At 71.2% G+C, this 12,163-nt stretch carries 11 protein-coding genes and 1 pseudogene; 6 read left to right on the forward strand and 6 right to left on the reverse strand.

Annotated elements, in window-relative coordinates:
* Positions 1–6: 6 nt before the first annotated feature.
* Both ACIBK3_RS44635 and ACIBK3_RS44640 read right to left on the reverse strand, forming a co-directional pair.
* Positions 7–1,467, reverse strand: a complete 1,461-nt coding sequence (locus ACIBK3_RS44635; RefSeq protein WP_399374243.1) for an aldehyde dehydrogenase family protein — start codon at positions 1,465–1,467, stop codon at positions 7–9.
* Positions 1,468–1,579: 112 nt separating this feature from the next.
* A complete protein-coding gene (locus ACIBK3_RS44640) occupies positions 1,580–2,404 on the reverse strand; it encodes a helix-turn-helix domain-containing protein (protein ID WP_399374262.1) in 825 nt (274 codons plus the stop codon).
* Positions 2,405–2,759: 355 nt separating this feature from the next.
* On the opposite strand from ACIBK3_RS44640, the gene ACIBK3_RS44645 reads away from it, so the two are divergent.
* Positions 2,760–3,257, forward strand: a complete 498-nt coding sequence (locus ACIBK3_RS44645) for an ATP-binding protein (protein WP_399374244.1) — start codon at positions 2,760–2,762, stop codon at positions 3,255–3,257.
* A 101-nt stretch (positions 3,258–3,358) separates the two neighbouring features.
* Here the strand turns inward: ACIBK3_RS44645 and ACIBK3_RS44650 are convergent, their stop codons facing one another.
* Positions 3,359–3,634 (reverse strand): DUF397 domain-containing protein, encoded by a 276-nt coding sequence (locus ACIBK3_RS44650; protein WP_399374246.1) that lies wholly within the window; start codon positions 3,632–3,634, stop codon positions 3,359–3,361.
* 552 nt (positions 3,635–4,186) lie between these two features.
* On the opposite strand from ACIBK3_RS44650, the gene ACIBK3_RS44655 reads away from it, so the two are divergent.
* On the forward strand, positions 4,187–4,669 hold the full coding sequence (locus tag ACIBK3_RS44655; RefSeq protein ID WP_399374248.1) for a hypothetical protein: 483 nt from the start codon (positions 4,187–4,189) through the stop codon (positions 4,667–4,669).
* A gap of 154 nt (positions 4,670–4,823) precedes the next feature.
* Positions 4,824–5,375, forward strand: coding sequence for a DUF4232 domain-containing protein (locus ACIBK3_RS44660; RefSeq protein WP_399374249.1), 552 nt, complete (start codon positions 4,824–4,826; stop codon positions 5,373–5,375).
* An 89-nt stretch (positions 5,376–5,464) separates the two neighbouring features.
* Here the strand turns inward: ACIBK3_RS44660 and ACIBK3_RS44665 are convergent, their stop codons facing one another.
* A complete protein-coding gene (locus tag ACIBK3_RS44665) occupies positions 5,465–6,676 on the reverse strand; it encodes a DUF2786 domain-containing protein (protein ID WP_399374251.1) in 1,212 nt (403 codons plus the stop codon).
* Positions 6,677–6,755: 79 nt separating this feature from the next.
* Between ACIBK3_RS44665 and ACIBK3_RS44670 the strand changes: the two genes are divergently transcribed.
* Complete coding sequence (locus ACIBK3_RS44670) at positions 6,756–7,493, forward strand: Clp protease N-terminal domain-containing protein (protein WP_399374252.1); 738 nt, start codon at positions 6,756–6,758, stop codon at positions 7,491–7,493.
* Between the two features lie 124 nt (positions 7,494–7,617).
* The gene (locus ACIBK3_RS44675) at positions 7,618–9,297 is read left to right on the forward strand and encodes a bifunctional 3'-5' exonuclease/DNA polymerase (protein ID WP_399374253.1); all 1,680 of its coding nucleotides are present in this window, start codon (positions 7,618–7,620) and stop codon (positions 9,295–9,297) included.
* A 269-nt stretch (positions 9,298–9,566) separates the two neighbouring features.
* Here ACIBK3_RS44675 and ACIBK3_RS44680 read toward each other — a convergent pair whose 3' ends face one another.
* Positions 9,567–10,460, reverse strand: coding sequence for a glycosyltransferase family 2 protein (locus tag ACIBK3_RS44680; protein ID WP_399374254.1), 894 nt, complete (start codon positions 10,458–10,460; stop codon positions 9,567–9,569).
* Between the two features lie 232 nt (positions 10,461–10,692).
* Here ACIBK3_RS44680 and ACIBK3_RS44685 point away from each other — a divergent pair, with 232 nt between their 5' ends.
* Positions 10,693–12,024, forward strand: coding sequence for a cytochrome P450 (locus tag ACIBK3_RS44685; RefSeq protein WP_399374255.1), 1,332 nt, complete (start codon positions 10,693–10,695; stop codon positions 12,022–12,024).
* Positions 12,025–12,049: 25 nt separating this feature from the next.
* Here ACIBK3_RS44685 and araD read toward each other — a convergent pair.
* A pseudogene (araD, locus tag ACIBK3_RS44690) lies at positions 12,050–12,163 on the reverse strand (L-ribulose-5-phosphate 4-epimerase); the annotation flags it as partial.

Here is a 12,163-nt window from a genome sequence, read left to right on the forward strand (position 1 = left end):
CCTGTATCAGAACGGGAACCCGCTCCGCCCGTGCTGCACCGAGATCCACTTCAGGGTGGTGAAGGAGTCCGCCGACGTGTCGCCGTTCAGGCGGCCGATGCCGGAGTGCTTCTCGCCGCCGAAGGGGACGACAGGCTCGTCGTGGACCGTGCCGTCGTTCACGTGGAACATGCCGGTGTCGATCTGCTTGGCGAAGGAGACGCCCCGCTCGATGTCACCGGTGTGGACGGCGCCGCTCAGGCCGTAGGGGGTGTCGTTGACGAGGCGTACGGCCTCCTCCTCGCCGTCGAAGGGGATGAGGAAGGCGACCGGACCGAAGACCTCCTGGCGGAGCAGGGCGGAGTCGGCGGGGACGTCGGTGAGAACGGACGGCTCGACCAGGTTGTCGGTCCTGGTGCCGTGCACGAGAGCCGTGGCGCCCTCGGCCATCGCCTGCTCGACGACGGCCGAGATCCCGTCGGCCTGGGAGGAGTTGATGAGCGGGCCGATGACCGTCTCGGGGTCGCGCGGGTCGCCGGCCTTGAGGGTCCTGACCTTGGCGACGAACTTCTCGGTGAACTCGTCCGCGATCGAACGGTCCACGAGGACCCGGTTCGCGGCCATGCAGACCTGGCCCTGATGGACGTACCGGCTGAAGACGGCCGCGTCGACCGCGTAGTCGATGTCGGCGTCGTCGAGGACCACCAGCGCGCTGTTGCCGCCCAGTTCGAGGACCGAGCGCTTGAAGTTGGCGGCGCAGACGGTCGCGACATGACGGCCGACCTTGTCGGAGCCGGTGAAGGAGATGACCTTGGGGATCGGGTGCTCGATGAAGGCGTCGCCGATCTCCGCGATGTCGGTGATGACGACGTTGAGCAGACCGCCGGGCAGGCCCGCGTCCTCGAAGATCTTCGCGACCAGGGAGCCGCCGACGATCGGGGTGTTCTGGTGCGGCTTGAGGACGACCGCGTTGCCGAGCGCGAGCGCCGGTGCGACCGACTTGATCGAGAGCAGGAAGGGGAAGTTGAAGGGGCTGATGACGCCCACCACGCCGACCGGCACGCGGTAGAGGCGGTTCTCCTTGCCGTCGGCCGGCGAGGGCAGGATCCGGCCCTCGGGGCGCAGCGCCACCTGGATCGCCTCGCGCAGGAACTCCTTGGCGAGGTGGAGCTCGAAGCCGGCCTTCAGCCGGGTCCCGCCGAGCTCGGCGATGATCACCTCGCTGATCTCCTGCTCGCGCTCCTCGACCAGGCGCAGCGCTCTCTCGAAGACCGCGCGGCGGGCGTACGGGCTGGCCGCGGCCCACTCCTTCTGGGCGCGGGCCGCCGCCTGGTACGCGTCGTCCACCTCGTCGGCCGTGGCTATGGTGATCGACGCCAGCTTCTCGCCGTCGTACGGATTGAAGTCGATGATGTCCCAGGAACCTGTTCCCGGGCGCCACTCACCATCGATGTACTGCTGGGCCAGGTCGGTGAAGTAGGACGACATGTGATCCCCAAGTCACTAGCAGACACACGATCGACGTCACGGTCTGATCAGACGTCATCGTACGTGTGTGCCTGGCGAGTTGGGGACGGAGTGCGACGCTCTGGGGATAACCCTACGAAAGCTGGAGAAGGCCCCGGAGAAGGTCCCGGCTCTCGTCCGGTCCCGGGCTGTCCTGCTGGAGTTCCTTGAGCGCCTTCTCGTACTGGGCCACGTCCTCGCTCTTGTCGAGGTACAGGGCGCTGGTGAGCTGCTCCAGGTACACGACGTCGGACAGGTCCGACTCCGGGAAGGAGAGGATCGTGAACGCGCCACTCTCGCCGGAGTGGCCGCCGAAGCCGAACGGCATGATCTGCAGCCGCAGATTGGGGCGTTCGGAGATGTCGATCAGGTGCTGGAACTGGCCACGCATCACCTCGCGGTCGCCGTACGGGCGGCGCAGGGCGGCCTCGTCGAGGATGATGTGGCATTCGGGGGCGTTCTTCTCCAGCAGGTACTTCTGCCGCTCCAGGCGCAGCGCCACCCGCCGTTCCACGTCCTGAGCGCTCGCGCCCTTCATGCCGCGCCGCACAACCGCGCGGGCGTACGCCTCGGTCTGCAACAGGCCGTGCACGAACTGGACTTCGTACGCGCGGATCAGGGACGCCGCGCCCTCCAGGCCCACATAGGTGGGGAACCAGCTCGGCAGGACGTCCGAGTAACTGTGCCACCACCCGGCGACGTTGGCCTCCTTGGCGAGGGAGAGCAGGGAGTTGCGCTCCGCCTCGTCCGTGATGCCGTACAGCGTCAGCAGGTCCTCGACATCGCGTGTCTTGAAGCTCACCCGGCCCAGCTCCATCCGGCTGATCTTCGACTCCGAGGCGCGGATGGAGTATCCCGCCGCCTCGCGCGTGATGCCGCGTGCTTCACGCAGCCGCCTGAGTTGCGAGCCGAGCAGCATCCGCCGCACCACCGATCCGGGCTCTCCCGCGCTCACGTTCGCCAGCCTCCCCAACCGTCTTCAGGGGCCGAAGTCTGCCACTAAAACACTCCAAGCAGTACTCGTCCGGTTACAGAGATGGAAAGAAGCCAAAGTTTTCGCAGGGATACGGGCCGGGTGCGGAACAGATTTCGGGAAGAGGCAGGCAAGAGCCTGGGGAGAAGATGGCGGAAAAAATGGCCAACAAGCGGTACGGGAGGGGTCAATTCGGTCAGCTGCACGTGCATCTGCCCTTGCATCTGCTGTACGCATCCGAAACCATGGTCCCGCGCCACCGCTGCATCGCAACGACCGCGAATTCCCGGGAGTGCCACGCATGGGAACGAATGGATCGACCATGCTCAAGCCACTACGGCAGGGCCTTCCGCCGCTGGATCCCGCGGCCGTGTCCAACGCCGCCTCCTGCGCCCTGCCCGCCCGCTACGAAGCGGTGCGCGAGGCGCGGCGGTTCACGCGCGGCACCCTCGACCACTGGGACCTGGGCGAACGTTTCGACGACGTGTGCCTGGTGGTCTCCGAACTCGTGACCAACGCGCTGCGGCACGCGCTGCCGGCCAACGTCCCACGGATTCCCGAGCAGAGCCCGCCGGTACGGCTGCACCTGATGCGGTGGACCGAGCGGCTGGTGTGCGCGGTGCGCGACCCGAGCCAGGAGAGCCCGGTCACGGGAGACGCCGACGACTTCTCGGCGGAGTGCGGCCGCGGCCTGTTCCTCGTCGACTCCTTCAGCGACGGCTGGGGCTGGCACCCGCTCGCGGGCACCCTGGGCGGCAAGGTCGTCTGGGCGCTGTTCCGGCTGCCCCCGACCGAATGAGACGCGACGGCACCCGTTGATGTGTGAGTTCTACGCGCGTCACGGGGCGTCGAGCGGTACTTACCGTCGGTTACTCACACATCGCGCGAGCCGCATCGCGTTCAGCCCACTATCAGGTGGTCGAACTCGCCGTCCTTGATGCCCAGCAGCATGGCCTCGATCTCGGCGCGGGTGTATACCAGCGCCGGACCGTCGGGAAAGCGGGAGTTGCGCACCGCCACCTCCCCGCCGGGGAGCCGGGCGAACTCCACGCAGGAACCCTGCGAGTTGCTGTGCCGACTCTTCTGCCAGGCCACCCGCAGCTGGGCGGCGGCCATGCCGTTGTACACGCCGGACGCGTCGGCAACGTCGTACGCGTCGTACACGTCGTGGTCCACAGGTCGCTCCCCGGTGGTGCACTGGCTGGTGAGGCCATTGATGCAGTGGTCAATTGACCCGGATCATAACCCTGTTCATGTGCAGATGCATGGGCAGCTGCATCTGCAGATGCACGTGCACGCGGGGTGTTCCTGCGGTTACAGCTGGGATGTGTTCGTCCGTGTTACAGCTGTGACGTTTGCTGTGCCGAACTCGTTCCGGCGCCTGCCCCGGAGTTCCGGGACCATGCGCACGACTTGCGATCATGTTCCCGTGCACGATCCCCCCGTGCTGTAGGAAGAGACGCATGAAGGGGCATTCGTGTTCCATGGATCGGGAAATGGTCCGGAATGGACCACCTCCCGCGATGTCGGTCAGTGGCCGGAATGACGTCGGTCAGGCACGCCCGGGCCCAGGGACGCTCTTGAAAGTCCCCTGGTAGCTTGCTGCGGTCCTCCCGGTGTGCCCGGGGCGAGCGCTACAGCTTGGAGGTTCCAGTGACTGGGACGACTTGGGCGACCGGAGCGACGAGAGCGACCAGGGGCGCACGCGGTTGGACGCGGGGCGCGGCCGTGGCCGCCGGCCTCGCGGGCGCGCTCGCGCTGACCGCGTGCAGCGGCGACGCGGGCTCCGACGACGAGCCCTCCACCGGCTCCGGTACGTCCGCCTCCGCGAGCGCGGACACGGGCGGCGGGGGTGGTGCGCCGAGTACGTCCAAGGGGACGTCCGGGGCGCTGCAGGGGAACTGGCTGGCCACGACCGGCGGCAAGGCCGTGGCGCTGGTGGTCACCGGAGCCAAGGCGGGCCTGTTCAGCACCGGTGGGACCACGTGCGGCGGCACCGCGGCCGAGGCCTCCGACCACTGGACCATCCGCCTCACCTGCAAGGACGGCAACAAGGACCGGACCGACGGCGTGGTCGACTCCGTGTCGGGCAAGACGCTGAAGGTGACCTGGAAGAGCGGCCTCGGCGAGGAGACGTACACCCGCGCGGAGGGCGGAACGCTCCCGACCGGGCTGCTGAACGGGCTGTCGGCGGCGAGCCCGGGGTCGTAGCCGGAGGGGGGCGGCGAACGGGTCGCCCCCGTGGTGGGTGATGATCCCTTCGTACGAATGGTCCCTTCCTGTGTGATGCTTCCTTGGCATGTGAAGGTCCCTCGCGTACGTCATGATCCTCGCGTACTGCCGTCTCGCTCCCAGAGGACCTCTTATGCGCGCCGCTCCCCTCGCCGTCACCGCCCTCGCCGCCGCCCTCCTGCTGACCGCCTGCGGCAGCGGCGGGGGCGACGACGGCGGCAGTTCCGGGAAGGCCGGGGGCACCGGCTCGGGCAAGGCCGGGGATGCCTGCGCGGTCGGGCAGCTGGGTGTCGAGGTCGGCCCGGCGAACGTCGCGCCGGGCCCCGGTGACTCGGGCGACGTCCCCGTCTCGCTCACCAACCAGAGCGCGCCGTGCACCCTGGACGGCATCCCCGGGGCCGTCCTCAAGGCCGGCGACACCTCCACGACCGTCCCCGGGGCGAGCGACGCCAAGCCGGAGAAGCTGACCCTCGTCAAGGGTGAGAGCGCGACCTTCACCCTCACCTACGTGCGCGGTGGCGCGGCCGGCGGGAAGAGCCTCGCGGCGAAGACGCTGTCGATCAGCATGCCCGGCGCCGCCGGCGACGTGAAGAGCTTCCCCTGGTCGTACGGGCCGGTGGCGCTGAAGTCGGCGGGCGGGGCGCCGGACGCCTCGGTGGGGCCGTTCACGCGCGCGGGGGACTGAAGAAGAGTCAGACGGAGCTTGGGGGGTGTCCCGCGCGCGGGGCGGGGTGTCCGGCGCCAGGGTCGGGGATGTCCCGCGCGCGGGGGCCGTCATTCCAGCGGGCGTCGGGAGGCGACCTGGGCGCGGTCGGCGGCCTGGGCGCCCTCCGTCCAGCCCGCCTCGTCGCTCACTCCGCGCAGTCGGGCCGTGGTCGTCTGCGGGAACATGCGGTCCAGGCGGTCGGTGACGGCCACCTCGCGGGAGGCGAGAACCGGGAGCAGGTCCTCGCTCACGGGGGCCGCGGCGGCCTCGCGCAGGCGGATGCCGACGCGGTGGGCGTAAGCGGCGAGGAAGGACTGCCGGAAGGTCTTCGTGCGCTTTCGGCCGCCCGCGCGCTGTGCCGCCTCCGCCTTCGCCAGGGCGGACTGGGCCTGGACGAGCAGCGAGGTGTAGAGCAGTTCGACGACCTCCAGGTCGGGTTCGAATCCGACGACCGTGGAGAAGGCGAAGGGTTCGTTCCACACGGCCCGGCAGTGGTTGGCGGCGGCGACCGCGTCCAGGAGCACCGCCTTGGCCTGCTCGTACGGCGGTTCTACTCCGATACGGCAGGCGCCGGGCGCGTCGGCGGCGTGGGCCGGGTCCCGGTCCGCGAGGAGCGCCTCGTCGATGCTGTGCCGGGCCATCAACTCCTGCGCCTTGGCGCTGAGCGCCTCCGCCTCCTCCGGGAACCCGGTCGCCTCCGCCTTGGCGAGCAGCGCGCGGATGCGGGTGAGCATGCGGGAGGCGGTGCCGTGCCTGTGCGGGGTGCCGTGCCTGCCGTTCTGCGGTCCGGCGATCTGCCGTGGCTCTTCGAGGGGCTCCAGCGCGGGCAGGCGCAGGAGGAGCCGGTACAGCTCCAGTACGGCACTCGCGTGGGTGAAGCGGTCGGGGCGGGGTGGGGTCGCGGTGGGGTCCTCGGTGTCCGCGAGCTCGGCGAGCCTGGTCAGCTGGGCGGTCCAGCGGTGGCCGCGCGGGCGGTCGTTCGGGGCCTGGGCGCGGATCAGTGCGGCCGTCAGGCGTACATGGACGTCGTCCAGTTCGCGCCGCACGATCCGTACGACGTCCGCGGGCTGCCAGCCGCGCCGCCAGGCCGCCGCGACGAACTCCTCACCACGCCGGGTCAGTTCGGCGTCCGCAGCGGGGTCGGCCGCGAGGAGGGAGGCGCCGGTGTCCAGGGCGGTGTCGGAGTCGGCGTAGAGGGCGACCCGGAAGGCGCGGTCCACGGTGCCGGCCGGGCCGTCGGCGTCACCGGTCGCCCGGTCCGAGTTCTCGGTGCTGCTCACCCGGCGATCGTCTCATCCGGCCTCGAAGTGATGTCAACCTCGGGTTGACACTCCCTGCGTGTCAACCTACGGTTGACGCATGACGACCAACTCCGCCATCACGTCATCCGTACGCCTCGACGACCTCATCGCGGCCATCAAGAAGGTCCACACGGACGCGCTCGACCAGCTCCAGGACGCGGTCATCGCGGCCGACCACCTCGGCGAGGTGGCCGACCATCTGATCGGCCACTTCGTGGACCAGGCCCGCCGCTCGGGCGCGTCCTGGACGGACATCGGCAAGAGCATGGGAGTGACCCGGCAGGCCGCGCAGAAGCGGTTCGTGCCGAAGGAGTCGGCGGCCCTCGACCCGAACGCGGGCTTCGGCAGGTACACCCCGCGCGCCCGCAACGTGGTGATGGCCGCCCACAACGAGGCCATCGCCGCCCGCAACCCCGAGGGCCGCCCCGAGCACCTGGTCCTCGGCCTGCTGGCCGAGCCGGAGGGGCTGGCCGCCAAGGCGATCACCGCGCAGGGCGTCCTCCTCGACACCGTGCGCCAGGCCGCCACCGCCGCGCTGCCGCCCGCCTCGGAAGAGGTCCCGGAGCTCGTCCCGTACGGCTCCGACGCCAAGAAAGTCCTGGAGCTCACCTTCCGCGAGGCCCTGCGTCTGGGCCACAACTACATCGGCACCGAGCACCTCCTGCTCGCCCTGCTGGAGTTCGAGAACGGCGAGGGCGTCCTGTCCGGCCTCGGCATCACCAAGCCGGCGGCGGAGGAGTACTTCGCCGCGGTGCTCACCAGGATCACGGTGAAGCTCGGGGAGGAGGAGAGCTGAGGCGCGGGCTGCGGGCTGCGGTCCGGCCCGGCGGCGGGCCGCAGACCACGGACCGCGGGCGGTGGGCCGCGGTGCCTTTTCGGTGAACGGCCCGTTGTCAGACCCTCCTGCAACACTCATGACCATGACCGATCGGTGGGCTCTCGCTCCGGCCGAGGGTGGTGGCGTGGAGTTCGCCCCCCTCGGCCCCGGTGGGGTGCTCGCGGGGCCGGTGCGGTGGGCGGCGGACGCCGCCGAGGCCGTGCGCGGTCTGCCGGAGGTCACGCGCTGGGTGTGGCGGTCGACGACCGAGACGTATCCGCGCCTGCTCGCCGCGGGGGTGCGAGTGGAGCGGTGCTACGACGTGGAGGACGCGGAGACGCTCCTCCTCGGTCACGAGGGGCGCTACGGCGAACCCCGGTCGGCGGCCGCCGCCCTGGCCCGGCTGCGTGGCGGTCCGGTACCGCCCGATCCGCCGCAGCGGTCCGCCGAACCGGGTTCGCAGTCGCCCCTGTTCGAGCCGCAGGCCGTGCACGTGCCGCTGGCCGACCTCGTGGAGGTGTACGCCGACCAGCAGCGCCGGCATGACGCCACCGCGCATCCCGACCGTATGCGGCTGCTGACCGCGGCCGAGTCGGCGGGCATGCTGGTGGCCGCCGAGATGAACCGGTCCGGGCTGCCGTGGAGCGCCGAGGTGCACCGCCGGGTGCTGCACGACCTGCTCGGCGAGCGGTACGCGGGCGGCGAGCCCCGGCGCCTGGCCGAACTCGCCGACGAGGTGTCCGCCGCCTTCGGCCGCCGGGTCCGCCCGGACCTCCCCGCCGACGTCATCAAGGCGTTCGCGCAGGCCGGGATCAAGGTGAGGTCGACCCGGCGGTGGGAGATCGAGTCGATCGACCATCCGGCCGTGAAACCGCTGCTCGAGTACAAGAAGCTGTATCGCATCCGGGTCGCCCACGGCTGGTCCTGGCTGCAGGACTGGGTGCGCGACGGACGGTTCCGGCCCGAGTTCCTGGCGGGCGGTACGGTCACCGGCCGATGGGTCACCAACGGCGGGGGTGCGCTGCAGATCCCCAAGGTGATCCGGCGGGCCGTGGTCGCCGACCCCGGCTGGCGGCTCGTCGTCGCCGACGCCGACCAGATGGAACCCAGGGTGCTGGCCGCCATCTCCCGCGACCCCGGGCTGATGGAGGTGGCCGGCCGCGAGAGCGACCTGTACCAGTCCGTCTCCGAGCGCGCCTTCTCGGGCGACCGGGCCCAGGCCAAACTCGCGGTCCTCGGCGCGGTGTACGGCCAGACCTCCGGCGACGGTCTGAAGAACCTCGCCGCGCTCAGACGCCGTTTCCCGCGCGCGGTGGCCTACGTCGACGACGCGGCACGGGCCGGTGAGGAGGGGCGGCTGGTGCGGACCTGGCTGGGGCGGACCTGCCCGCCGGCGGTCGGGGCGGACGCGGGGGCGGAGGAGGCCGGCATCCCCGTCGGGGAGGACGAGACCGACGGCCGGCAGTGGGTGCCCGGCTACGCCTCCTCCGACGCCCGGGCCCGCGGACGCTTCGCCCGTAACTTCGTCGTCCAGGGCAGCGCCGCCGACTGGGCCCTGCTCCTGCTCGCCGCGCTGCGCCGCAGCTGCGCGGACCTGGCGGCCGAGCTGGTCTTCTTCCAGCACGACGAGGTGATCGTGCACTGTCCCGAGGAGGAGGCGCAGACGGTGGCGGCGGCGATCCGGGAGGCGGCCGACCTGGCGGGACGGTTGACGTTCGGGGAGACGCCGGTGCGGTTTCCGTTCAGCACGGCGGTGGTGGAGTGTTATGCGGACGCGAAATGAGGGGCCGGCTCGGTGGCCCAAGTTAGGGGCCGGCTCGGGTAGCCGGAGCGAGGCTTCGGCTCGGGTAGCCGGAGCGAGGCTTCGGCTCGGGTAGCCGAAGTGAAGGGCCGTGCTCGGGGTGGCCGACGGGCTCGCGGGGTCACGGTCGCCCGGTTACCGCCGTTCCCGCGCGCCCGCCGTGCGAGCCGTAGTGCCGGGCCGTCCTACGGACGCCGTGCGGACGTGCACGGACGCCGTGGACGGACGTACACGGCGTCCGTGTACGTCCGTCAGATCACCGGTGGTCGCCCCAGCCGGGTCAGCCGCCACACGGTCCGCCAGCGCATCGGCCGCCGCTCGCCGGCGGGTTCCCGCAGCCCCTCCACGAAGCCGCCGAACCAGGCCCGCAGCCCGGCTGTCGAGCGCACCCGCAGCAGGGTGAGCGCGATCCACACGCCCAGATGTACGGGGATGAGCGCCCATGGGAGCCGGCGGCGGACCAGCCAGACCCGGTTGCGGGCGTTCACCCGGTAGTAGATGGCGTGCCGGGCGGGCGAGGTCCTGGGGTGCCGGAGCAGCAGTTCGGGCGCGTACAGGATGCGCCAGCCGCGGTCGACGGCCCGCCAGGCCAGGTCGATCTCCTCGTGGGCGAAGAAGAACTCGGCGGGCCAGTCCCCCGTCTGGTCGAGCATCGCCATGCGGAAACCGTGCCCACCGCCGAGGAACCCGGTGACGTAGCCGCCCCGCAGCGGGTCCGACGAGCCGATCCGCGGCACGTGCCGCTGCTGGGTCTGTCCGTGCTCGTCGGCGATGCGGAAGCCGACGATGCCGAGGCGCGGGTCGGCGGCGAACAGTTCCCCCACCCGGCGCAGCACATGAGGGTCGACCAGCAGCCCGTCGTCGTCGAGTTCGACGACCACGTCGACGTCCCCGAACTCCCGGAGCCGGGCCAGTGCCACGTTCCGCCCGCCGGGACACCCGAGGTTCTCCTCGACGTCGATGGCGGTGACCTCGCACGGCAACGAGATCCGCCCGGCGAACTCGGGCAGCCGGCAGCCGTTGCCGACGATCACGATCCTTACGGGGGCGAGGTCCTGCTTGGCCACGGACTCCAGCAGCGCGTCGACCTCCTCGGGCCGGTTCCCCATGGTCACGACGGCCACGGCGACCCTTGGCAGCTCCACGTCCTCACCCCATCCCGGCCGACAACGGCGCCCGTGATGCTAGCCGTTCACGGTAAGGACTTTTCAAGTACGCCTGATGGTGGGCGGGTCGGTCCGCCGGACGAAGGGTCAGCGCGGAAGCCCCACACCGGCTTCAACGCTCCCGTGCGTTCCGCGGCGCCCCGAGCGACAGAATGTGAGCGGCCACCCCCGTGGCTGACCAGAAGCAGACGCGCTGACCAGGAGCAGAAACATGGACACCGAAGCCGGTCCCGGCCCTGTCCCGTACGTTCCCGGAACGGGACGGCCGGCCCCCGAGGCCGACCCCGGACTCGTGGCGCGGTGGCGTTCGGGGGGAGGCGAACTGGTCGACCTGCTGTCCCAGGTGCGCGAGGAGCTCGGCGGCGTCGCCGCGTTCCGCCTCGGGCCGGCCCCCACGGTTCTCGTCACCGACCCGCAGGCGGTCCGGCACGTTCTCGCCGTGTGTCCGGAGCAGTACGTCAAGCGCTCCCACCGCGCCCGCCTGCTGGTCGGCGACGGCGTCCTCGCCGCGACCGGTACGGCGTGGAAGCGGCAACGCCGCCTGTTGCAGTCCCAGTTCACCGGTACCGGCATGCGCCGCTACGAACACCGGATCACGGCGGCAGCCCGGACCACCGCGGAGCGCTGGGGCGCGTACGCCCGTACCGGGCAGACCTTCGACGTCGGACAGGAGATGCACCGCTTCGCCCTGGACGCCATCTGGCGCTCTCTCACCGGGCACCCCCTCGACGACGAGACCGAGCACGAACTGTCCGCCGTGGCCGCCGTGGGGGCCGCCCTTCCGACTCTGCCCGCCGATCCCACCGACGCCCACAACGCCGTCGCCGCCGATCTCGCCCGCATCGACACGGTCGCCCGGCACGCCATCGAGGCCGCGAGAAACGGGGCGGCCGGCCCCGACGGCCCGGGCCTGCTGCATGTCCTGATCGACGCCGCCACGGAGCAACCGGAGTACACCGACCGGCTGATCCGCGACGAACTGGTCACCTTGCTGGCGGCCGGGCACGAGACCACCGCCACCACCCTGACCTGGCTCTACCTGCTCCTCGACCGACACCCCGCGGCCCGCGAACACGCACTCGCCGACAGCGCGGACCCGGCTCGACGCCGCCTGGCCGTCCAGGCCCTGGTCCACGAGACGCTCCGCCTCTACCCGTCAGCCTGGCTCCTGCCCCGCCACGCCACCGAGGACGACACCCTCGCCGGCTACACCGTCGAGGCGGGCACCGACATCCTGATCTGCCCGTACCTCACCCACCGCGACCCCGAACTGTGGCCCGGCCCGGAGCACTTCGATCCCCGGCGCTTCCTCACCCCGGCCGCCCGCCCCAGCCACCCGGGTGCCTACCTGCCCTTCGGGATCGGCCCCCGCGCCTGCCTCGGCCTGCAATTCGCCCTCCGCGAATCCACCACCCTGCTCGAACTCCTGCTCCCGGCCTACACCCTGACGTTCCACTCCCCTCCCCCGAAAACGTCCTACGGCATCACGGTCCGCCCTGACGGGCCGACGCCGGCGACCTTGGAGGAAGCCTCGCTCACCTGAGACCTGACCTGCGGGCGGCGCCCCGTCACAGGGACGTCGCCGGGTCCGGGTTGCCGTAGTAGGCGTCGGGGCCGTGTTTGCGGGTGTAGTGGCGGTCGAGGAGGTGGCGGGGCGGGGGGGCTCCCGCCGGGGCCAGGGT

This window comes from Streptomyces sp. NPDC050287, assembly GCF_044459385.1.
In the GTDB taxonomy this organism is placed as follows: domain Bacteria; phylum Actinomycetota; class Actinomycetes; order Streptomycetales; family Streptomycetaceae; genus Streptomyces.